Source organism: Xanthomarina maritima (assembly GCF_008084905.1).
Classification (GTDB): Bacteria; Bacteroidota; Bacteroidia; order Flavobacteriales; family Flavobacteriaceae; genus Xanthomarina; species Xanthomarina maritima.
In genome coordinates this window covers 138,246-161,772 of the sequence record NZ_VSFC01000012.1, presented here as the reverse complement: position 1 = coordinate 161,772, position 23,527 = coordinate 138,246, and the positions used below count along the sequence as shown (strand labels likewise).

Genomic DNA, 23,527 nt, shown 5'->3' with positions numbered 1-23,527 from the left:
GTTATTTTTCTTTCTATCAAATACTTTTAACGAAACTTAAAAAGACTTCTTTGTGTCGTTCAAGATCTATATCTGGAGAAAGTGCTACACGTGCAATATAATCTTTGTCGCCTTCTTTGGTTGTTCCTTGAGTAGAAGTTGCTGGTATGGTCCAATAACATCCTTTTAACTGACCATAACTTACGCAATACTTACTTTCACTTGGGATTTCTGAAATCATTAAATTAATTAGCTTCAAATTTAAAGCTCTTTTATAAGCCTCTTTTTCTTCGGTTGTATTACCTTTAGTTGGCAGATCTAATGAAAACACAGATGGCGTAAATCCTTGTGCTGCCATTTCTTCAGAAACAAAATTGATTTTTGCCTTTGGTAAATGACTGTGAATAAAGTTTACAAATTCCCTTGTATTCTTATATGCATCCGTAATTCTTTGATTCATTGTAGGCAGTTGTTTTGCTAATATATCATACTGAAGATTTGTAGCTTCATTATCGCAAAGTTTTAAGTGCTTTTCTATTTTTACTATCAAATCTTCTGTTTTTGTATTTCCCACACAATAACCAGCTGTACATAATCCTCCACTTGGAAATTTCGATCCACTAGCGAAAGAAATGGTTTTAACAGTAGATAAGAAATCGCCTTCACCTAAAAAGTGCACGTTAGGACAAAAGGTTTGATCTAATATAAAAACTGGAGCAATTGCCATTTCGCCAGAGATTGTTTCTCGCTTTTTACATAAAACATCTTTTAATTTTATAAGATCTGGAACTTCAACTCTTGGATTAGTTGGAATTTCGGCTATGATGTATGGAATAGCGTCTTGGTTAGCCATGGTATTTAAAACCAAATCGATACTTTGAACCATGTTGTTTTCACCATCTACTGGTAAATCTATAATTTCCACATTGTCAGTACAGGCAGCAACACGTCTGGCTTGATCATTTGTTCCACCATAACAATTTGGTGGTACAATGAATTTGATGTCCTTTCCTTTATGATTTTCTAAGGCATCATGAATAAGACCCATCATAATCGCATATTGAATAGATAATCCGCTAGATGCTACTAATGCTTTTGTATTGGTATTGGTAATCTCGTTTATTGAATTTAAGACCGTTTTTTTGTTTGTCTCGACATCATCTTTATTAGATTCAAAAGAAGATGAATCGATTAGTGACTTTAAAGAAGTATGACAATTGGCTGGTGTCATTGCAATGGATTCTCTTCTTCTTACATGTTGAATTTCTGAAATATAATTTTCATTTGCTTTTCCATTTACTAATAAGATACTACCAAGATTGGAATACATACTTATATAAAAATCAATGTTTTGATTCAGATTAGCTTTAGAAATACTATTTTCTTGTGAAATGAAAATGGTACTTCCATGAAACTTAGAAACCTTTTCTACATTGTTTACATGCTTTAATTCAAATTCATAACCATAAATAGCTTGAAGCATTTTGCTATCAAAGCATTCTGGTAATTGACCGGAATAACAAATTTGGGTGTTTTTATTATCTAATACATTATTTCTTAGAATAGCCAATATTGGAATCGTCTTCGATTGAAAACTAATCACATTACTAGATTGAAGATTATTTAATTTAGCAATACTCCATTCTAAGACACAAGATAGTGGATGTCCTAATCGAATATAGTCGTAAGCCGTAGGTAATTCATTTAATGCTGATGCATCTGAATTTTGGTTGTTATATAAGTTTTCAAATTGCTCTAGGAATTGAGTTTTAGCCAATTTTTCGTCATAAATATCTAATCTATGAGTGGTTGTACGCAACCAACCAATTGGCATATTTTCTAAAACCTTTTTAATGAAATTTCGCATGATATTATCTTCCATAAAATTCATCTTTAGATGAGCCTGCAAGATACATTAATTAGAATTTTTTTTTTAGGGTTCCAATAGAAATATCAACACCCTTAGTAGGAGATTATCTTCAAGCCATGAATAATTTATTCTAAGTGAGAGTTTAACTTAGTGAAGCACTTCCAACTTATATCCAACTCCATGCACATTTGTAATTTTAATAGAGTCGTCTGATTCCAGCTTTTTTCTTAGTTTCGAAATATAAGTATCTAAACTTCTGCCAACAAAAACGCCATGGTCTTCCCATACTTTTTTGGTAAGCTCGTCACGTTTAATGACTTGATTTGGGTTTGCAACAAATATTTCTAGAAGTTCACATTCTTTTTTAGATAGACTTATTTCTTCAGCTTGTTTTACCAGTTTATTCTGTTCTGGATAAAATTGAAAACTTCCAAGTGTGGCATAATCTTCTGAGTTTGCTTCTTTTTCATAAATTTGTTTTCTTTTATACAAGCCAATAATTAGGAGTAAAAAACCACTACATAATAAAACATAATGAAAAGCTTGTTTGCTAGATGTAGCATTATCAATATCTATAAATAGAACTTCTATTGTATAACAACTTTCTGGTAAAGTTCTTCCTTTACATGGAACAATATTGTTTTCTACAGTATTTAATATTTGATAACTATAAGCCACTTTCTTAGCTTCGCATTGAACGGTTTCTACAATATAATTGCTTGGAAGTGCTGCCTTGATAAAAGATGATTCAATAATAGATACTAGCTGTCCAGGTTCAAAAGTCAATGGTTTTTGAAAAGATAGCTGATACTTATTATTTTCTAATGCTATTATTGGTAAAATCAATGACGTTGAATCTTGATTGGTAAGCAATAACTGATTACCAACTGATCTTAAAGCAACTTTGACTCTTTCGGATAAAGTAGTTTTATCTTTATCTAAATTAGTAATCATCCAAATAGACACTACAATACTAATAAAACCACTAATTATAAAAATCTTTCTTTTATTCATATTAAGATGTAAATTACTAACAATTTCATGACTTTTAGAAACAGTTTACACTTCTTTTACATTTTTTTGACACTTTTAAGAAGGGTTTCCAATAATTTTACTTCTATTAGTAATTATAAAAACAATCAAATCATGAACAGATTAATACTATGCTCTTTCATACTTTTAAATATGAGTTGTAGCACAAAAAGTCAAGAGGTGGTTAAACAAGATGATATTGCTTCTACGGCAGTTAATTTACCATTAAACCCATATGAATCAGTTTCCTTTAAAGAGCCATACAATCCACATAGCCCTTATCATTTAGATTTAAAAATTGAAGATACAGAAACAGATTCTCAAAAATTAGTACTTTTTATTACATTAAAAGGTGATGCGCATTTTGTTTCTCCAAACGCTAAAAAAGATTTTAAAGGAAAGTTTAATATGTCTTTAGATGAAAATAGTTATATTGAAACTCTAGGAAAGCTTATTGAAATACCATTATCTGTTGAAGAAATAATAGATCCACATCACTATGTAAATGGAGTTGTAAATTGGGTAAGAGAAAACACGACTTATAAACTACCATTAAAAGTACTTACTGATAAAGATTTTGAAGTAACTGGATTAATTAGGTTTACAATTGAACCAAGATGTAGTTTAGAAGAAATCCCGTTTATTATAAGTCAGAAATCAGAGGAATTGTCTGTGAGACTATCTGGAGGATGTTAATAATATCTGTTTATTAATAGTGGCATAAACAACTGTAAAAATTTCAGTGCAAAATGCCAATATGACACTCTTAATTACTTATTACTCGTATAATTGTATGTTTTGTTTAAAAATTATTAATAAAATATTAATTTTTAGTTAAAAATGTTGTTGTATTTTCATTTGGCATTTTGTTTGCATTTTAGGTAAATAAATCGTTAAGATTGAATTTTTGACTTATTGTTTAATTTAAAATTTTTATTATTATGAGCACTTTAGTTAAAGTACCAAAAAATGGAGGTTTACCAAACACTATTTCAAACGTAAACTTTCCTAGTTTTTCAAATTGGATTGAAGACATTTTTAAAAGCGACTTACCTAACGTATTTCCTTCAAGTTTTAATACAGGTATGTCCTTACCAAAAGTAAACATCAAAGAAAAATCAGATTCTTTTGTTGTTGAAATGGCAATTCCTGGAATTAAAAAATCTGATCTGCAAATAGATATTGATAACAATAACTTATGCATTTCTTCAGAAACAAAAGAAGAAACAGAACAAAAAGAAGATAATTATACTCGTAAAGAATTTGGTTATTCTTCATTTAAAAGAACATTTACGCTTCCTGAAAGTGTAGATGATTCTAAAATTGATGCAGTATATTTTGATGGTATTTTAAATATTACATTACCCAAAAAAGAAGAAGCCAAGAAAAAGCCTATTAGAACTATAAAAGTAACTTAATCTTTTCAGGCAACATGTTTTAAGATAAAAGTTGAGGCTGTAAACACAGCCTCTGCTTTTCATTTATAATTAACTTTATTAAACTACGTATAACTTTTTAATATTTTTTTACCATGATATCTAAAAAATTTAAACCTGGAGATTGGGTAAAATTAAAAGGGATACCCAACAATCAAAAAATGGAGGTTTTAAAATATGTTATTAAAAAAGATCCCTTATTTGGAACTAAAAACAACCATAGCTATTTAGAATGTGTTTGGTATAAGAATGGCGAACGCAAGTCTAGAATTTACCACCAAAACAAGTTATTAAAACTAAATGACACAGGTGGTATATACAAAGCATAAAACGCAAGCGTATTATTATAAAACCTTATTATAATTAATTTATTATGCTGAAGTGAGTATCAAATAAAAAAGAAAGACCAGATTACTGATCTTTCTTTTTTATTTTAAAACAATATTATGTGTTGACACATACATGTCTTCTTTTTTTACAGTAGTAAGGATGCTGTTAATTCCTTTTTTCTTAAGTTTTTTACGGCATGCTTTAGTTAAAAACGGATCATCTTCAAAAATAAAGGAATTTAAATTATATTCTTGTTTTCCAGCCACTTTTACTATAGGATGAATCTGTCTTAACTCTCTAGTATGTCTATAAGAACCTGGAATAAAGGTATAGAATGTATAATGGCCATTAGCATCCGTTTTTATCCAACCTCTGTTATACACAAACCGTTTATCGTTTTCAAATTGTAAATCGTACTCACCATCTTGGTTTGGCTGATCTATATAAAGAATTACATCTTTAGCAGGAGTAACACCATCACTTTGGAAAATAGTACCAGAAATTTTAAGTTTGCTTTCCTGAGAGTCAAAACCAGGAATGGTATCTGTATTGTTTAAGTTTTTTTCGGAGTAATCATAAATAGGACTTCTAGACATAAAATCAAAAGGTATTTCTTCTAAAACATTGTCAGAATCCTGTGCTTTTAGCTGTACAAAAGAGCAAAAAAAACTAGAGATAGAAAAGATTATAATAAACTTTTTCATGAGACTTATTTTATATAATTCGTTTAAAATTATACATTTAGGCCTATTACTTCATAATAAATCTTATGAACTATAAAATTTTACGGTGAAATGAAAAAAAGGTGTAAAATTATCGATGAAATGCTAAATATATTACAACCAATTAAATTTATTAATTTCTATTGTTCCAAGCAGAACCAATGGTTATATAATATCCCCAATCTTCATTAGATTTGGCTACATCTATTCCTGCTCGTAGTTTAAACAACCTAGCAAGTAGGTATCTAAAACCAACACCATAACTATAAACCAGTGTAGCATCATCGAATTTTACTTCACTTGTTGTGGCTTTTGATAAACCTCCAAAAATTACACCACTCCAACGCAAATCAAAATCATATCGTTGTTCTGTTGCTAATGTATAAATCGATGTGCCTTGATACCTTGCCATAGGGACACCTCTCATTTGTATACTTTTTTCTGCATAAAAAGGTGCATTTCCAAACTGAAAGTTCGTTTCTAATCTAAAACCACTAACTAAATTATGTGCTGTTTGAAAGTATTGAAAAACAGAGACGTTAAAGTTCTGAAAGTTATAATCACTTCCAGTCCAACTTGAATTTACCAGAAAATTAGATGTAATCTGCGTCCCTTTATTTGGTGTAAATATATTATCTCTTACATCATAATCTAATCCAATTCCCAAATAGCTTAAATTACTTTTAAAATCTTTATCATTCAAAAAACCTGGTAGATTTGTAAAGTCAAATTCAGGTGAGACACTAGAATGCATAAACAAATACTCAATTCCTATATATAAGTTAGAGTTTTTTATAACCTCTTTCATAACAGACATGAATATTGGAGTGCTTTTAAAATTAAATGAAAATTCTTGTTCTCCAACTTGTGGCAAGGTTCTATAAAAATCCATATTTACATTTGCATATGCAAGACCTACTCTGTATTTAAGGCCATATTGTGGCAAATGTGCCATTCGCATACCACCAACAAACCAAGATTTATTTAGTGTATAGCCAATAAATGGGGCTGTAATGTCTGGTGGAGTATAATGCCCTTTAACTTGATGTTTATTAGGTTTTATAAAAATAGGGGTAATTAATAGCCCAAATCTACCAAGGGCTTGTTGCGTAATTATTTGTGGAGCAGGTATAAAGCCATCAGCCTTTATTAAAAATTCACTTGCGTCTAATTTTCCATCTAAAGTGTCTTTTAAACTAATTTTTACTTTCTCTTTATTTTTTTTATCATCTTTTTTAACCTGTGAATATATTGGAGCATTTACAATTAATAATAATATGCATAGTAATATTTTAAATTTCATTTTAATTTTAATTGGTTATGTTGTTATATCCTTTTATAAAATTGCTTCAATTTTAAAATAACGTTATTAATTGATATAGGTTTATTTCAAATGATTAGTAATTTTAGAACTGTTAGGTTTAGTAATGGAGTAATAGTAGTCAATAAGTGTCCCATTTTCATCAATTAAATACTTTTGAAAATTCCATTTTACTGAAGAGCTACTAATGCCATTTAAATCTTTGTTTGTTAACCAAGTGTAAAGTGGATGCTGGCTCTCCCCTTTTACATCCACTTTTTCTGTCATAAGAAAGGTTACCCCATAATTTACTTGGCAAAACGATTCAATTTCTTTAGCAGAACCAGGTTCTTGACCACCAAACTGATTGCAAGGAACTCCAACTACTACCAATTTGTCTTTATAAGTATCATATAATTCTTGTAAGCCTTCATATTGACCTGTAAAACCACATTCTGATGCTGTATTTACAATAAGTATTTTCTTCCCTTTAAAATCATTTAAATCTATAGGAACTCCCGTTAGGCTATTAATAGAAATATTATAAAAATTCTCAGTTTCTTGCATATTAGTTGATATTTTATCTCTATTGAAAAAAAAGGACATAAGTAATACGATAATTAAGGTTAATTTAGTCATTATAAAGTTCATTTATTTTTGAATCTATTAAATATAGTGAATTTCTTCTTAGAATTAATAAAATAGACACCTGTTAATAATATTAAGGCAGCAATTATAGATTGCAAAGAAATATGTTCGTCTAAGACATACCAACCTAATATAATTGCTATAACTGGATTTACATAAGCTGATGTGGATACTTTTTCAGCAGATACAACCTTTAATAAATAATTAAAGGCTGAAAAGGCAACAACGCTTCCAAATATAATTAATAATATCATAGAACTTTGAGCATTCGTACTCCAAGACCATGGGGAAAGCCAGGTTTCTCCAATACAAAGACTAAGTGTAATAAGCATGATACCAGCAGTTAACATTTGATACCCTGTACTTACAAAAAAACTACTAGGTAAATTAGCTCTAGAAACAAATATACTAGCATAACTCCAACAAAGAATACAGCTAAAAATCATTAGAATTCCAAGAATACTATCACTTTTCAATACAAGAGTGTCTTGACTTACCAATATGTACATACCAATAATACCTAAAGCCACACCAAGCATAGATTTTTTTTTAATCTTAATTCCATGAAGAATACGCATTAAAAAAATAACAAATAAGGGTTGTGTGGCAGCAATTAGCGCTGCAAAACCACTGTCTACATATTTTAATGCCCAAACAAATACGCCATTCCCATAAACTAAAAATAAAAATCCAGCAATGATGCAATTTAAAAGCTGAGGTCTTGTAATTTTTAAAGACAGTTTCAAGAGTTTCGAAATAAAAAATATAAGAAAACCTGCTAATAGAAATCGAATGGATGCTAATAATAAAGGAGATACTTCTGAAACTAAAATTTTATTTAGTAAATAAGTAGAACCCCAAATGACATAAATTGAAAAAAATGAAAGGATAATTAAAACGCCACTTTTAGGTTTACTCATTTTTTTCTATTTGAATGTAAGAAATATTGTTTGCCAAAATTAATAAACAATTTAGGAATAAATAATTTAAACTCTAGAAATATATTGAATGTAACTTCTTTAGTTACAACCAACCAAATGGTATTAAACTTGACAACAATAGCTTATATAAATTATCAGAAAAATAATTGTATCTTAGTAAGATATATCTAAAGCTTTCCCCAAAAATTTATATTGTTTTTCTTGAGTAATTGAAAATAGCAACAATTATTTAGTAACCTTAATTTTTATATTATGAGTAAAGCAGTTGAAATTACAGTTAGTCTAACAGATTCTAGAACCAATCCTCCAAAACTTACATTAAAAGATTCTGAAGGTAATTCTTCAAAAGGAGATGACATAACTTCTAGTGTTGATCCTGGAGTAACAGTAACATGGATACCAGATTACAGTAGTGGTATTTCTGAACTTACAGGTATTACCAAAAACACAAAAATCACGAAGGATAATTACACCTTATTAGATGGAAATCCTGTTCCAAAAGATGGTAATTATGTTGGTACTATTGTTACAAAATCTCCTGGAAAAGGCAAAAAAGAGTATTACTGTATTGGTTTTAAAATAGATGGAGACGATACACCTTATTCGGATGATCCAAAACTTCAAATGAGAAATTGAAAATTAAACTATGTTAATAAAATTAAAAATCTATTATTTATTTATAGGTTGTTTATGTTATTTCATTCAAGGGGCTTTCAGTCAAAATCAAAAAATAGCTGATAGTTTGGTTTCTTTATATAATTCTGGTAATTACAAAGGAAATGAATTAGAGTTAATTAGTGATATATTATGGGATGAAACTAATCCAGATACTAAATTATATTATTCTGAGCTTTTAATTTCTAAGTCTGAAATAGATTCTAAATTAGAAGAATTTCTAAAAAGAGGTTATTTATATAAAGGCTATGCGTTATCAAGCAAAGGCAATAATGTTGAAGCGCTTGAATCGTTCTTCAAGAGTTTAGAATTAAATAATCGCTTAGAAGATGTAGAAGGAATTGGTGCTGTTTTGATTGCGATAGCTGACACCTATTCCGTTATGGAAAATAAAGAAAATGCAGCTACATATTATTCTAAAAGCATTGATTTATTTAGAAAAATAAATGATTCTATCGGTTTAGGATCAGCACTTTTAAATGCAGGAGATAATTATTTTCATTTTAAAAAATACGATAAAGCTCTAAGCAATTTTGAAGAATCAGGTATTATATTTAAGAACATTAAATATAATCAAGGAATTGCTTACAATAAAGGGAACATTGGTATGGTATATACCGAACAAGGAAGACACAAACAAGCTAAAGCCTTCTTGGAAGAAGCCATTACAAGCTTAGAACCTCTTGATGATAATTATGCTATTTCTGTCTACCTATTATATTTGTCAGATATTTATGTTGAAGAAAACAACTTCACGGAAGCCTTTAAAACAGCAAATAGAAGTCTCGAATTAGCTTCCTCATTAGGGCTAAAAGATCAAATAAGTGATGCTAATTTAAAACTCTCTAAACTCAATGAAAAAACTGGTAATCTTAAGGATTCTTATAAGTTTTATAAAGACCATATCACTTATAGAGATAGTGTAAATAACATTCATTTTGTACAAGAAATGGCAGACCTTAGAGTCAACTTTGAAGTATCTCAAAAACAAATTCAAGTAGATTTACTTAATCAGCAAAAAAAGAATCAACGTATTATAGTTTTTTCAACCTTAGCAGCACTTCTTGTTTTAATTATTTTTGCATTTGGTCTTTTTAGACGTTTTAAATATGTTAGACGAACTAATAAAATCATTGAACTAGAAAAAGAACGTTCAGAAACTTTATTACTTAATATTTTACCTGAAGAAACAGCGCTAGAACTCAAGCAAAATGGCAAAGTTCAAGCTAAAAAATTCGATTCTGTATCAGTTTTATTTACAGATTTTGAAGGGTTTACACAATATGCAGAAAATTTATCTCCAGAGAAGCTTGTTGAAAGTGTTGATTATTATTTTTCAAAATTCGATGCAATTATTGAAAAACATGGACTTGAAAAAATAAAGACTATTGGAGACGCTTATATGTGTGCTGGTGGCTTAGATAATTTAAATTCTAATCACGCTGTGAAAATTATATTTGCAGCATTTGAAATATTAGAATTTGTCACTCAATCTAAAATCAATAATCCTAACAATCAAACTCGTTTTAATATACGTATAGGTATTAATACAGGTCCTGTTGTTGCTGGTGTTGTTGGTACTAAAAAGTTTTCATATGATATTTGGGGAGATTCTGTTAATGTCGCTTCTAGAATGGAATCTTATTCTGAGTCTGGAAAAATTAATATTTCTGAAGAGACCTATCAGATTGTAAAAGACATCTTTATTTGTGAGTATAGAGGTGAAATAGAGATAAAAAATAGAGGGCTTCAAAAAATGTACTTCGTAACTGGAATTAGAAGTGAAAATAAAATTTCTAAATTGCAGCAAAATATGTCTTTATAATAAATATAGAATGTTAAAATTTAAAGACTAACCAATTTATAACTTATTGAATATTATTTATTTAACATTAATATTCTGCAAAAAATGTTAAAATACATCAACTACAAAAGGTAAATACACAATAAATCAAGTATTTTATCGTTGTTTTTATTATTTTCGTCGATCAGAATTGTTTAATTTAAATCAAATTAGTCCAAAAGACGTATGGATTATTTGACAATCAATAAAGTATGAAGTTATTTACTGCCCTAATTTTTTCGTTTCTAACCTACACTTCTTTTTCTCAAAATATGTCACCAGAAATAAATTCTATAGAATCTAACCATTTTATAGATAGTTTAAGTGAGTATTTAGATGATTTAAATATAAAAGAAAACACAATAGATATTACCTCAGAATATTGGGATACAAGTAAAATAAAATTGGCCTATTCAACTGAAGAAAACTTCCCTATACATATACAATTTAAAGACTCTAATTATGTGTCTCCCATCTCTAGAAATAAGGTAGTTACTTCTAGATATGGATGGAGAAAAGGTAGAGCCCATAAAGGTATCGATATCGATTTAATTACAGGAGATAGTCTTTATGCTATGTTTGATGGCGTAGTTAGATTTGCAGATTATAGTTCAGGCCATGGAAGGTCTGTTGTAATAAGACATTTTAATGGTCTTGAAACAGTTTATGCACATTTATCTAGATATGGTGTAAAAGAAAACGATACTGTTGTAGCAGGTAGTTATTTAGGAAAAGGTGGAACCTCTGGGAATGCAAGAGGAAGTCATTTACATTTAGAAATGACTTACCAAGGAATTCCTGTTAATCCAGAATACCTTTTGAATTTTGATAATTCTAATCGTGTACAAGCTAATGATATATGGATTACTAAGGCATGGACAAGACCAGAATTACACAATAGTTATCGTCAAAGTAAGCTTGAGATCTTTTCTACTAAAGAAGAAGCTATAGCAAGTATGAATAGACCTACAAAGGTTTATATAGTTAAAAAAGGAGATACTTTGTCAAGAATCTCTACAAGAAATAATACGAGTATTACTGCTATTTGTAAAAGCAATCATTTAAAATACAATAGCACCTTACGTATTGGTCAGAAACTAATTATTGAATAAGTAAGATTTATTAAACGTAATATTTCTTCCTTAACCAAAAAGCTACTCGAACTAATAGTATTAATGCTGGCACTTCTACTAGTGGACCAATAACTCCTGCAAAAGCTTGTCCTGAATTCAAACCAAACACTGCAATAGCTACAGCTATGGCTAATTCGAAGTTATTTCCTGCAGCTGTAAAAGCAATCGCTGCATTTTTATCGTAGGTTGCTCCCATAGCTTTACTAACAAAAAAGCCTATTAAAAACATAAGTGTAAAATATATTAATAAAGGAATTGCAATAATGATAACATCCATAGGAATTTCAACTATTAATTCGCCTTTCAAAGAAAACATGACTACAATTGTGAACAATAAGGCAATCAATGTTAATGGTGAAATTGCAGGAATAAATACCTCGTTATACCAAGTTTCTCCTTTCAATCTTACTAATATTTTTCTACTTAAAAAGCCCAATAAAAAAGGGATTCCTAAATAAATAAATACACTTTCAGCAATGGTCACTATAGATATATCCACGATAGCTCCTTCAAAACCAAAATAAGGTGGCAACACTGTAATAAAAATCCAAGCATAAAAACTATAAGCAAATACTTGAAAAATACTATTTAAAGCTACCAAACCAGCTCCATATTCGCTGTTACCTTCAGCTAAATCGTTCCATACTAAAACCATAGCAATACATCTAGCTAGACCAATCAATATCAAACCAACCATATATTCTGGATAATCCTGAAGAAAAGTAATAGCCAGAATGAACATTAAAACAGGTCCAACAATCCAGTTTAAAACCAAGGAAATAGATAAGATTTTTATATCCTTAAAAATCTTTGGTAATAAAGCATAATTCACTTTTGCTAAAGGTGGATACATCATTAAAATGAGTCCAATAGCAATTGGAATATTGGTTGTACCACTACTAAAGGAGTTGATATAATCTGGAATAGATGGAATTAAATAGCCAAGTCCTACTCCAATTCCCATGGCAATAAAAATCCAAAGGGTTAAATAACTATCTAGAAAACTTAATTTTTTGGTTGATGACATCTTATTTTTTTATTTGAGAAAAAACATAAAACATTTCTGTTGCAATTTGCAAACTTCTGTTTGAATAAACTTCTTTTTGGTTTGGTGAACCATCTGATACTTTAGGATCTTCATAAGTTATAGGAATGCGTTTTTCAGCTCCTGCAATAAATGGACATCCAGCATCTGCTTGAGAACAAGTCATAATGGCTACAAATTGTGTATCCGGATTAAAAGCATCATCAAATTTTTTAGAAAAGCCAATAATTGGATGTTCATTTTCTGAAAACTTCATGCTATAAACCGGATTATTCCCTTCTGATAATTTCTGAATCTGAAACCCTGTTTCCTCCAAAGTTGTTGCAACCACAGGATATAAAGCTGTTGCTTCTGTACCTCCTGAATAACAGGTTACTTGTTTAATTTGAAAATGATACGCCATAACCTGAGCCCAAACTTGTGTTAAATGACTACGTCTTGAATTATGTGTACAAATACAATTTATGCGAATGGCTTCTTTGTTAGAAACTTTTCCTTGAATGAAATCGGTTAGACTATTAAGAACTTCTTGACGCTCTTTAAGAATACTTGAAACATCTATGGTTTCTATAAAATTTGCTAAAGTTTTAAACATCTGAATATATTATTATCGTTTAAAAATTAACAACAACCAGATTCTGGCGTGCAACAAGATGCGTTTTGCAGCTCAGCAAGTTTTACTTTTGGTTTTTCAGCAGGAATCCCACATTTATCTTTAGCTAAACAGTCTGTTTGCTTATTCGTTAATAAGAAATGTTTGCCATCAAAATCCAAATTATATTTACCAATAGTTTCTCCTTGATATTCTACTTCTATTTCCAAATCTTCTAAGCCTAATACTTTTTCTGATAATTCTATAATATAAACCAATTTCTCTGGATGTAATCTGTGATCGTAATCATTTGCTTCCCATAATTGAAAATTAATGACGTTTTCTTTGCGAACAGTTCCGCCACAATCTATAAAATGCTTTTCAACCTTTCCTATTTCTGTTACATGAAAGTGACTTGCCACCAATTGACCATTAGGTAATTGAAACCCTATAGTTTCTAACTGACTTAAATGTTGTTTGATTTCTGATAATTTCATAATTATAATGATTTAATGAGATAATGTATTAATGAACTAATGATGTAATGAGTTAATAATTAGCAACAATCGCTACCTTTTATTTTTTGTTTAAAAAACTGCGAAAATAATTGATTGATTTGTTGCCATTCTTCTTGATCTATACAATAGCAGACACTGGTTCCTTCAATATTACCTTTAATAATTCCTAGATTTTTAAGCTCTTTTAAATGCTGGGAAATAGTTGGTTGCGCTAAGCCAATTTCATCTACTAAATCACCACAAACACAGCTATTCAGTTTAAACAAATATTGTAAAATAGCTATTCTAGCAGGATGACCAAATGCCTTAGCTAGCAATGCTAATTTATTCTGTTCTTCAGTAAATATTTCAGATTTTGTGAGTCCCATAATATGTTGTTTATTTATTTATTGCAATATTACGATTAAGTAAATTATCTCACAAGTATTATTTAAAATATTTCATAATTGATTAGAATTATACATCATACTTTTTATAAAAAATGTATTTTGCATCACTCTAAAAAAGTAATAAATGAAAGTATGCATTGCAGAAAAACCTAGTGTTGCCAGAGAAATTGCTTCAGTACTTGGAGCTTCCAATAAACATGATGGGTATTTTGAAGGCAATGGTTATGCTGTTACTTATACGTTTGGGCATTTGTGTACTCTTATGGAACCCAACGACTATAAACCACATTGGAAAAGCTGGGATTTAAATAATTTACCCATGCTTCCAGAGAAATTTAAAACCAAGGTAGTTAGCAATTCGGGAATCCAGAAACAATTTAAAATTGTTAAGAGTCTTTTTGAAAAAGCCGAAGTCGTAATAAATTGTGGTGATGCTGGACAGGAAGGAGAACTCATTCAACGTTGGGTTTTAGACCAAGCCAATTATAAAGGAAAAGTTGAAAGGCTTTGGATTTCCTCACTAACCACAGAAGCCATTAAAGAAGGTTTTGAAAATTTAAAACCTTCTGAAAAATATGATAACCTTTATTATGCTGGCTTTTCAAGAGCTATTGGAGATTGGTTGTTAGGTATGAATGCCACACGTTTATATACTGTAAAACATGGTGGTTATAAGCAAGTGCTTTCTGTTGGACGCGTACAAACACCTACGCTTGCTATGGTTGTCAACCGTTTTAAAGAGATAGAAAACTTTAAGCCACAACCTTACTGGGAATTGCAAACCATGTATCGTAACACCTTGTTTGCTTATGAAGAAGGTCGTTTTACCAAGATGGAAGATGGCGAAGTTTTAGCTAACAAAGTCAAAGAACACGACTTCGAAATTGTTTCAATTGAAAAAAAGAAAGGAAAAGAATATGCACCAAAACTTTTCGATTTAACAGGTTTACAAGTGTATTGTAATACGAAGTTTGGATTCTCTGCAGATGACACTTTAAAAATAGTTCAGAAGTTATATGAAATGAAAGTGGTTACCTATCCAAGAGTTGATACCACCTTTTTACCAAATGATGTGTATCCTAAAGTAGCTGGAATACTTCAAAAACTGACTAATTATGCGACTTTAACACAACCACTTTTAGGAAAGAAAATCAAAAAATCGACTAAAGTATTTAACGATAAGAAGGTAACAGATCACCATGCCATTATTCCAACAGGTATTCAAACCAATTTACAATACAATCAGCAACAGGTTTACGATATTATTGTAAAGCGTTTTATTGCTGTTTTCTATCCAGATTGTGAGGTTTCAAACACAACTGTTATAGGTCAAGCAGCTGATGTTAACTTTAAAACCAAAGGAAAAGAAATTCTGAAAAAAGGTTGGCGAGAAGTTTTTGACACTTCGACTGCGCTCAGTGAGACAGAAAAAAATAAGAAAGAAGCTGACATACTACCAACCTTTGTTAAAGGAGAAAAAGGTTCTCATGAGCCAAGTTTTTTAGAAAAACAAACCAAACCTCCTAATCAATTTACGGAAGCTTCCCTCCTACGTGCTATGGAAACAGCAGGAAAACAAGTAGATGATGATGAACTACGCGATTTAATGAAAGAAAATGGCATTGGAAGACCATCCACACGAGCCAACATTATTGAAACGCTTTTTAAACGTCAATACATAAAACGAAATAAGAAACAAATTCTACCAACAGTTACAGGAATTGCTTTAATTGATACCATTCAAAACGACTTATTAAAATCTACTGAACTTACTGGTTTATGGGAAAAGCAATTAAAAGATATTGAAAAAGGCGAATTTAGTGCCAGTGAGTTTATCATCAATATGAAAAAAATGGTAGACGACTTGGTCTATGAAGTTAGAAGTGAAAGCACTCGAGCTAATATCTCTCAAGCTACTTTAGTTAAACAACGACAAGTTAAAACCGAACAAAAAAAGAAAGTTGGAATTACTTCTGAAAGGTGTCCGAAATGCAAAAAAGGAACCATAATTAAAGGAAAAACAGCCTATGGTTGTTCTTTATATAAAGAAGGTTGTAAATTTATTCTTCCTTTTAAGGTATATGACAAAAAAATATCTGAAAAACAGTTTTTAAGATTGCTTCAAAAAGGTTCAACTGTAAATTTAAAATGCTTTAAAACCGATTCTGGAACAGCTGAAGGTTTGTTACGTTTTGACAAGACTTTTCAACTTGTTTTAGAGTCTAAAAAATTAAAGACTAAAGCTATTCCAGACACTTTAGCTTGTCCTAAATGTCAAAAAGGAAAAGTCATCAAAGGCAAGACAGCTTATGGATGCTCTGCTTATAAAGAGGGTTGTAATTTTAGATTTTCTTTTGATGATTTAAAAAAACAAGCCGGAAACAAAGCTCTTACCAAGGAATTAGTATTCCATATTCTAACAAATTCTAACTAGATTACCACCTACCAATTAAATTATTCTATTCATTTTTTAGTGCCATTAAATTATTTTAGTATCTTTGTTAACCAAATAGTTAAACTACATAGTTAAATGGCAAGAACTAAAGACGAAAATACGGAAGAACAAATCCTTGAAGCAGCAAAAAATGTGTTTCAAACAAAAGGGATGGATGGTGCAAGAATGCAGGAGATAGCTGATACTGCTGGTATAAACAAAGCCATGCTTCATTATTACTATAGAAATAAACAGTTACTATTTGAAGCTGTTTTTAAAAGTGCTTTTTCCTTATTAGCTCCACAATTAAACAAAATTTTAAATGATGATTCTTCAATAGAAGATAAAATTAGAAACTTCACAACTAATTATATCTCTTTTATTATGAAGCATCCTTATTTACCAAACTTCATCATACAAGAACTAAATAGAAACCCAGATTTTATTATTACCATTCAAAAAAACAACACGTTACTTAATATTGAAAAATTTAAAGCTCAAGTGGATTTAGAAGTAAGTCAAGGGAATTTAAAACCAACCAAAGGAGATCAGCTATTCATTAATATTTTATCGTTAAATATTTTTCCATTTGTTGCAAAACCACTTATAAAAGCTTTTATAAAAGAAGATGAAAAAGGGTTTAAACAGCTTATGGAACAACGGAAAACAGAAGTTTCAGAATTTATTATCAATTCAATAAAACAGCATTAAAATGAAAACAACTTTTAGCATATTGGTTTTCTTTTTATTAATCTTACAAAGTAACGCGCAGCAGCAAATTACGTTGGAAGCCTGCTATCAGTTGGTTTCTGAAAACTATCCTTTAGTTAAACAAAGAGCGTTATTAGATAATAAAAATGCATTAGAATTAGATGCTTTAGATACTGCAAAACTACCTCAATTGAATTTTGATGCAGAAGCTTGGTATCAGTCTGATGTTACCCAAATTCCTATTCCAAATTCAGGAGTGGAACCACCAAATAACGATCAATATCGTGCAACTCTTTCCGTTAATCAGTTAATATATCATGGTGGTTCTATTGATGCTTCTTCTAAAGTAAAATCGGCACAATTAAAAACACAACAAAAGCAATTAGAAGTAAGTCTTTACCAATTAAAACAACGTATCAATCAGTTATATTTTTCCATTTTACTTTCAAATGAATCTTTCAACTTATTGCAGGCTAAACAAACGCAATTAGAATCTAAACTAAAAGAAGTTAAATCTGGCATTGCATATGGAACCATATTACCTTTGTCTGATAAAGTTATTGAGGCTGAATTGTTACGCATTAAGCAACAATTTTCAGATATCAGCAATAACAAAAAGGTATTAATTGAAACTTTATCGGCTTTAATAGGTGCATCTTTAAATCCTTCAACCGTTTTTCAAGAATCCAATATTTCAACAAGCCTCACTCCTACAGTTCAACGTCCAGAACTTGAATTATTTCAGTTAAAAAGAGAAGAAATTGAAAGTCAGGAGCTACTTATTCAAAAAGAAAATATTCCACAATTATTAGGATTTGCTTCGGGAGGTATTGGAAATCCAGGTTTGAATATGCTAGACAATACTTTTGAACCATTTTATATTGTTGGTATCAAATTAAATTGGAATGTGTTCGATTGGAATGCCAATAAAAAGAAACGTGAATCTTTAATGATTAATAAAGACATTGTTGATAACGAAACGGAAATTTTTCAGTTAAACACCAATATAGAACTCAATCAATATCAGACAGAAATTGATAAAATTTCAGAACACATTACTATAGATTCAGAAATCATCAATCTTCGAAGAGATGTTTTATTGGCAACAGAATCTCAATTGCGTCATGGTGTCATTACTTCTTCAACTTATATTACAGAATTAACAAATTTATATGAAGCTGAAAATATGCTAATAACTCACAATATTCAGCTTGAATTAGCAAAAGCAAATTATAACATCACACAGGGACAATAATATGAAATATATTTACGCATATAGTTTAGGAATTGGCTTAAGTATTTTAAGTCTAGTTTCATGTAGCGATTCTAATGGAAAGGCTGATGGCTACGGAAATTTTGAAACGACAGAAATAACAATTTCGGCTGAAAATAATGGCAAGCTTATGAAATTTCAAATAAATGAAGGAGATGAACTTAAAGAAAACACTTTTATAGGTTACATAGATACTATTCCGTTGTTTTTAACAAGAGAACAACTTTTGGTTTCTAAAGAAGTTGTAAAATCTAAATCGCGAGGTGTTTTATCTCAAATTGACGTATTGCATGCTAAATTAAAAACAGCAAATATTAACAAAACAAGAACTGAAAACTTAATTAAAGATAAAGCAGGTACACAAAAACAATTGGATGATGTTTTAGGTGAGATTGATGTTATTAAACAACAGATACGAAGTGTAGAAATCCAGAATGCTCCAGTAGTAAACGAACTTAAAAGTATAGATATCCAGTTAAAACAAATTGATGACCAAATTAAAAAATGTAAAATAATCAATCCGATAAACGGAACCGTTTTAACCAAATATGCTGAACCAGATGAAATTACAGCATTTGGAAAACCACTTTATAAAATAGCCGATTTGAACACTATGGAATTACGTGTGTTTATTAGTGAAACGCAATTGGCAAATATAGAAATTGGTGAAAAAGTAACTGTAAAAATCGATGACAATGAGGTTATGAAAGATTATGAAGGAACTGTTTCATGGATTGCTTCAGAAGCTGAATTCACACCAAAAATTATTCAAACAAAAGAAGAACGCGTGTCTTTGGTTTATGCCGTAAAAATAACTGTATTAAACGATGGCAGTTTAAAAATAGGCATGCCTGCAGAAATGTGGCTCAAAAAATAAAATCAACACATAAAATAACATATTATGAAAAAAACACTTTTATCAATAGCAATAGTAGCATTCATCCTTTCAAGCTGTAATAACACTAAAAAAGAAGAGCAGACTTTAGAACTTAAAACAGTTAATACTGAAATTTCAACTTCTGAAGAAATTGAAGAAAACCAAATTCTAAATAACAACTGGAAGAATGAGATTCAATTAGATAATGGATCTCAATGGTTAGCAAATATTGAAACAAAAGAAGGTGTTCAAAAAATGAAAGAAATGTTAAAATCTATAGACACCAATACCTTAGAAGAATATCACAACCTTGCTGCAGAATTAACTCATGCAAAAAATTATGTTATAAAAGAATGTACCATGAAAGGGCCTTCACATGATAATTTACATGTATGGTTACTTCCATTAATGGAAAAAATTGATGCACTTGCAGAAACTAATAATTTAGAAGAAGCAGCAAAAATAAAACAAAGTATTGCAGAGAATGTAAATGCTTATGACAATTATTTCAAATAATCTCTAAATATAAATCATCATGGAAAAACATGTTTATAATGTAGATGTTACTTGGACGCAAGATAGAAAAGGTATCATGTGTTCTCCAGAATTAAACAACGCAGAAACTCAAGAGACCAACTGTTTAGAAGTTGCAACACCTCCTGAATTTCCAAATGGTATGCCACATATTTGGTCTCCAGAACATTTGTTTACTGCAGCAGTTAGCAGTTGTTTAATGACGACCTTTTTGGCAATCTCTGGATATTCAAAATTAGAATTTATCAGTTTTAAATGTCCATCGAAAGGTATTTTGGAGAAAGTAGATGGCAAGTTTGTTATGAGTGAAATTCAATTGTTCCCTGAAGTAGTCATAGCAGATGAAAAACAACGTGATCGTGCAGAACGTATTATAGAGAAATCGGAAAAAGCGTGCTTAATCTCTAATTCCATTACATCTAAAGTTACCTTAAAATCAACAATAATTATACAAAATTAGATAGTCTTGGGAATTTCAGTTTCAAACATATCAAAATCTTATAAAGACCTAAAAGCCTTACAGAATATATCATTTGAAGTCAAACCCAATGAACTTTTTGGACTAATTGGTCCAGATGGAGCAGGAAAAACGACGCTTTTTAGAATCTTAACCACTTTGTTAATTGCTAATGAAGGTGAAGCTACTGTTGCAGGATTAGATGTATTAAAAGACTTTAAGGAAATTAGAAAATATGTGGGTTATATGCCTGGAAGATTCTCATTATACCAAGACTTAACTGTTGAAGAAAACCTGAATTTCTTTGCCACCATTTTTGGAACCAGCATAGAAGAAAACTACGAGCTCATAAAAGATATTTACGTTCAAATAGAACCTTTTAAAGACCGAAGAGCTGGAAAATTGTCTGGTGGAATGAAACAAAAACTTGCTTTAAGTTGTGCTTTAATTCATAAACCAAAAGTCTTGTTTCTAGATGAACCAACAACTGGAGTAGATCCTGTTTCAAGAAAAGAATTTTGGGAGATGCTAAAGCGCTTACAACAAAAAGGTATTACCATTTTGGTGTCCACACCTTATATGGATGAAGCTGCTTTATGTGATAGAATTGCATTGATACAAGATGGAGAAATATTACAGATTGATACTCCTGAAAATATTGTGAAACAGTATCCTAAAACCATTTACGATGTAAGTGCCAATAACATGTATCAATTAATTAATAGTCTAAAGGCCTACCAACATAAGCATAGTGTATATCCTTTTGGTGAATTTGTGCATTATACTGATACACGTTCAGATTTTAATCCTAAAGAATTAAAAACATATTTAGAAGCGCAAAATCTATCTAATATAAGTATAGAAAGAACCCAAGCAACCATAGAGGATAGCTTTATGGAATTGGCAAAATAACAACCTTCAAAGTCTCAAAACCTTGTAGGTTTTAATGAAAAACATGAACAATACCAATGTCATTCAAGCAGAAGGCTTAACCAAAATGTTTGGGGATTTTACAGCTGTAAATGCCATTACTTTTGAAGTTAAAAAAGGAGAGATTTTTGGATTTCTTGGAGCCAATGGTGCAGGAAAAACTACAGCTATAAAAATGCTTATTGGCATTTCTAATCCAACATCTGGGCAAGCACATGTAGCAGGTTTTGATGTTTCTACTCAAGCTGAAGACATTAAGAAAAACATTGGTTATATGAGTCAGAAGTTTGCTTTGTACGACGATTTAACTGTTAAAGAAAATATTACTTTTTTTGGTGGCATTTACGGACTTACTAAAATAAAAATTAAAGAAAAAACAAAGGAACTCATTGAAGACTTAGGCTTGGAGGAAGTTGCCAATCAATTAGTTGGTTCTCTGCCATTAGGCTGGAAACAGAAAATTTCGTTTTCAGTTGCCCTATTGCACGAACCAAAAATTGTGTTTTTAGATGAACCAACAGGAGGTGTCGATCCAATAACCAGACGTCAGTTCTGGGAAATGATTTACAGAGCATCACACCAAGGTACCACCATTTTTGTTACTACTCACTATATGGATGAAGCTGAGTACTGCGATCGTGTTTCGATAATGGTAAATGGTAAAATTGAAGCGTTAGATACTCCAAAGGAATTAAAGAAACAATTTCAAGTTGATAGTATGAATGATGTGTTTTTAAAATTGGCCAGAGGATGAAACGATTTATAGGCTTTATTACCAAAGAATTTTATCATATTTTTAGAGATAGACGCTCATTGTTTATCCTTTTTGGAATGCCTATTGTTCAAATTTTACTTTTTGGTTTTGCTATTACAAATGAAATTAACAATGTGGATATTGCCATTTTAGATCATTCTAAAGATGCCACTACCAAAGAGATTATTAATAAAATTTCTGCCTCTAAATATTTCAGCATCAAACAACTTATTGAACGTGAAGACGATATTGAGGCTGTTTTCAAAAAAGGAAAAGTAAAGGCAGTTTTAAACTTTGAAAAAGATTTCAGTAAAAACCTAGTAAAAGATCATAAGGCTACAGTTCAAATAATTACAGATGCCACTGACCCTAACACAGCAAATACCATAAGTAATTATGTAAGTTCTATTTTGCAAAAATACCAACAAGAACAAAACAAAGCTATTACGATTAACTATATAATAGTTCCACAACCAAGAATGGTTTATAATCCAGAACTAAAAAGTGTCTATATGTTTGTTCCTGGTGTTATGACCATTATATTAATGTTGGTTTCTGCCATGATGACTTCCATTTCCATAACAAGAGAAAAAGAACTTGGTACTATGGAAATTTTATTAGTATCTCCTATTAAACCTTTTCAAGTCATTATTGGCAAGGTGTTTCCTTATATTTTCCTCTCTATAATCAATGCCATTGTTATTGTTTTATTAAGCATATTCATTTTTAAAATGCCAGTTCAAGGAAGTCTGTTCTTATTAGGTCTGGAGAGTGTGTTGTTTATTATTTCGGCTTTGGCTTTAGGTATTTTAATTTCAACCATTTCTGCAACACAGCAAACAGCCATGATGATTTCCTTAATGGGATTGATGCTTCCAGTAATTTTGCTATCTGGTTTTATTTTTCCTATTTCAAGTATGCCTCTACCATTACAGATTATAAGTAACGCCATTCCAGCAAAATGGTTTATCATTATTTTAAAAGGGATTATGTTAAAAGGTGTTGGTTTACAATTTATATGGAAAGAAACTTTGATTTTATTGGGAATGACAGTGTTTTTTATTGGGTTAAGTGTGAAAAAGTATAAAATTAGATTAGAATAAT

General features: G+C 30.3%; 25 protein-coding genes. 15 read left to right on the top strand and 10 right to left on the bottom strand.

The features are described 5' to 3' along the window. Window positions 1-16 precede the first annotated feature (16 nt). Both FVF61_RS02310 and FVF61_RS02305 read right to left on the bottom strand, forming a co-directional pair. Entirely contained in the window at window positions 17-1,861 is a 1,845-nt protein-coding gene (locus FVF61_RS02310; protein ID WP_148452831.1) for a PLP-dependent aminotransferase family protein, read from the bottom strand. A 135-nt stretch (window positions 1,862-1,996) separates the two neighbouring features. After that, entirely contained in the window at window positions 1,997-2,863 is an 867-nt protein-coding gene (locus tag FVF61_RS02305) for a winged helix-turn-helix domain-containing protein (RefSeq protein ID WP_148452829.1), read from the bottom strand. A 132-nt stretch (window positions 2,864-2,995) separates the two neighbouring features. Between FVF61_RS02305 and FVF61_RS02300 the strand changes: the two genes are divergently transcribed. The 3 genes from FVF61_RS02300 (at window position 2,996) to FVF61_RS02290 (ending at window position 4,646) form a co-directional block, all read left to right on the top strand. Next, a complete protein-coding gene (locus FVF61_RS02300) occupies window positions 2,996-3,577 on the top strand; it encodes a hypothetical protein (protein ID WP_148452827.1) in 582 nt (193 codons plus the stop codon). Between the two features lie 245 nt (window positions 3,578-3,822). Then, window positions 3,823-4,299: an Hsp20/alpha crystallin family protein gene (locus FVF61_RS02295; RefSeq protein WP_148452825.1), complete on the top strand. Its 477-nt coding sequence runs from the start codon at window positions 3,823-3,825 to the stop codon at window positions 4,297-4,299. Window positions 4,300-4,412: 113 nt separating this feature from the next. Further along, window positions 4,413-4,646, top strand: coding sequence for a hypothetical protein (locus FVF61_RS02290; RefSeq protein ID WP_148452823.1), 234 nt, complete (start codon window positions 4,413-4,415; stop codon window positions 4,644-4,646). Between the two features lie 99 nt (window positions 4,647-4,745). Here the strand turns inward: FVF61_RS02290 and FVF61_RS02285 are convergent, their stop codons facing one another. The 4 genes from FVF61_RS02285 to FVF61_RS02270 form a co-directional block, all read right to left on the bottom strand. After that, the gene (locus FVF61_RS02285; protein ID WP_148452821.1) at window positions 4,746-5,351 is read right to left on the bottom strand and encodes a dioxygenase family protein; all 606 of its coding nucleotides are present in this window, start codon (window positions 5,349-5,351) and stop codon (window positions 4,746-4,748) included. A 151-nt stretch (window positions 5,352-5,502) separates the two neighbouring features. Beyond that, window positions 5,503-6,672, bottom strand: a complete 1,170-nt coding sequence (locus FVF61_RS02280) for a BamA/TamA family outer membrane protein (protein ID WP_148452819.1) — start codon at window positions 6,670-6,672, stop codon at window positions 5,503-5,505. A gap of 81 nt (window positions 6,673-6,753) precedes the next feature. Continuing rightward, the gene (locus FVF61_RS02275; protein ID WP_394348918.1) at window positions 6,754-7,275 is read right to left on the bottom strand and encodes a glutathione peroxidase; all 522 of its coding nucleotides are present in this window, start codon (window positions 7,273-7,275) and stop codon (window positions 6,754-6,756) included. Between the two features lie 41 nt (window positions 7,276-7,316). After that, the gene (locus tag FVF61_RS02270) at window positions 7,317-8,237 is read right to left on the bottom strand and encodes an EamA family transporter (RefSeq protein WP_148452817.1); all 921 of its coding nucleotides are present in this window, start codon (window positions 8,235-8,237) and stop codon (window positions 7,317-7,319) included. A gap of 273 nt (window positions 8,238-8,510) precedes the next feature. On the opposite strand from FVF61_RS02270, the gene FVF61_RS02265 reads away from it, so the two are divergent. From FVF61_RS02265 to FVF61_RS02255, 3 genes are all read left to right on the top strand, one after another. Further along, on the top strand, window positions 8,511-8,894 hold the full coding sequence (locus FVF61_RS02265) for a hypothetical protein (RefSeq protein ID WP_148452815.1): 384 nt from the start codon (window positions 8,511-8,513) through the stop codon (window positions 8,892-8,894). Between the two features lie 10 nt (window positions 8,895-8,904). Then, the gene (locus FVF61_RS02260; protein WP_148452813.1) at window positions 8,905-10,758 is read left to right on the top strand and encodes an adenylate/guanylate cyclase domain-containing protein; all 1,854 of its coding nucleotides are present in this window, start codon (window positions 8,905-8,907) and stop codon (window positions 10,756-10,758) included. Between the two features lie 230 nt (window positions 10,759-10,988). After that, the gene (locus FVF61_RS02255; RefSeq protein WP_233586653.1) at window positions 10,989-11,888 is read left to right on the top strand and encodes a peptidoglycan DD-metalloendopeptidase family protein; all 900 of its coding nucleotides are present in this window, start codon (window positions 10,989-10,991) and stop codon (window positions 11,886-11,888) included. Between the two features lie 10 nt (window positions 11,889-11,898). On the opposite strand, the gene arsB is transcribed toward FVF61_RS02255, so the two are convergent. From arsB to FVF61_RS02235, 4 genes are read right to left on the bottom strand one after another with little or no spacing between them, the layout of a single operon-like run. Further along, window positions 11,899-12,936 (bottom strand): ACR3 family arsenite efflux transporter, encoded by a 1,038-nt coding sequence (gene arsB / locus FVF61_RS02250; protein WP_148452811.1) that lies wholly within the window; start codon window positions 12,934-12,936, stop codon window positions 11,899-11,901. Window position 12,937: 1 nt separating this feature from the next. Then, entirely contained in the window at window positions 12,938-13,549 is a 612-nt protein-coding gene (locus FVF61_RS02245) for an arsenate-mycothiol transferase ArsC (RefSeq protein WP_148452809.1), read from the bottom strand. Window positions 13,550-13,575: 26 nt separating this feature from the next. After that, a complete protein-coding gene (locus tag FVF61_RS02240) occupies window positions 13,576-14,043 on the bottom strand; it encodes a DUF6428 family protein (RefSeq protein ID WP_148452807.1) in 468 nt (155 codons plus the stop codon). A 59-nt stretch (window positions 14,044-14,102) separates the two neighbouring features. Next, window positions 14,103-14,432, bottom strand: coding sequence for an ArsR/SmtB family transcription factor (locus tag FVF61_RS02235; protein WP_148452805.1), 330 nt, complete (start codon window positions 14,430-14,432; stop codon window positions 14,103-14,105). A gap of 145 nt (window positions 14,433-14,577) precedes the next feature. Between FVF61_RS02235 and FVF61_RS02230 the strand changes: the two genes are divergently transcribed. The 9 genes from FVF61_RS02230 (at window position 14,578) to FVF61_RS02190 (ending at window position 23,526) form a co-directional block, all read left to right on the top strand. Beyond that, entirely contained in the window at window positions 14,578-16,887 is a 2,310-nt protein-coding gene (locus FVF61_RS02230; RefSeq protein WP_148452803.1) for a DNA topoisomerase 3, read from the top strand. Window positions 16,888-16,983: 96 nt separating this feature from the next. Further along, complete coding sequence (locus FVF61_RS02225) at window positions 16,984-17,598, top strand: TetR/AcrR family transcriptional regulator (protein ID WP_148452801.1); 615 nt, start codon at window positions 16,984-16,986, stop codon at window positions 17,596-17,598. A 1-nt stretch (window position 17,599) separates the two neighbouring features. Continuing rightward, window positions 17,600-18,853, top strand: coding sequence for a TolC family protein (locus FVF61_RS02220; protein WP_148452799.1), 1,254 nt, complete (start codon window positions 17,600-17,602; stop codon window positions 18,851-18,853). Window position 18,854: 1 nt separating this feature from the next. After that, window positions 18,855-19,748 (top strand): HlyD family secretion protein, encoded by an 894-nt coding sequence (locus FVF61_RS02215; protein ID WP_148452797.1) that lies wholly within the window; start codon window positions 18,855-18,857, stop codon window positions 19,746-19,748. A 24-nt stretch (window positions 19,749-19,772) separates the two neighbouring features. Then, window positions 19,773-20,264, top strand: a complete 492-nt coding sequence (locus FVF61_RS02210) for a hypothetical protein (protein WP_148452795.1) — start codon at window positions 19,773-19,775, stop codon at window positions 20,262-20,264. A gap of 19 nt (window positions 20,265-20,283) precedes the next feature. Next, complete coding sequence (locus FVF61_RS02205; RefSeq protein ID WP_148452793.1) at window positions 20,284-20,742, top strand: OsmC family protein; 459 nt, start codon at window positions 20,284-20,286, stop codon at window positions 20,740-20,742. A gap of 6 nt (window positions 20,743-20,748) precedes the next feature. Beyond that, window positions 20,749-21,651, top strand: a complete 903-nt coding sequence (locus FVF61_RS02200; RefSeq protein WP_148452791.1) for an ABC transporter ATP-binding protein — start codon at window positions 20,749-20,751, stop codon at window positions 21,649-21,651. A 43-nt stretch (window positions 21,652-21,694) separates the two neighbouring features. After that, entirely contained in the window at window positions 21,695-22,423 is a 729-nt protein-coding gene (locus FVF61_RS02195; RefSeq protein ID WP_148453162.1) for an ABC transporter ATP-binding protein, read from the top strand. Next, entirely contained in the window at window positions 22,420-23,526 is a 1,107-nt protein-coding gene (locus FVF61_RS02190; RefSeq protein ID WP_148452789.1) for an ABC transporter permease, read from the top strand. The genes FVF61_RS02195 and FVF61_RS02190 overlap by 4 nt, the downstream gene beginning before the upstream one ends. The last annotated feature ends 1 nt before the right edge of the window (window position 23,527 follow it).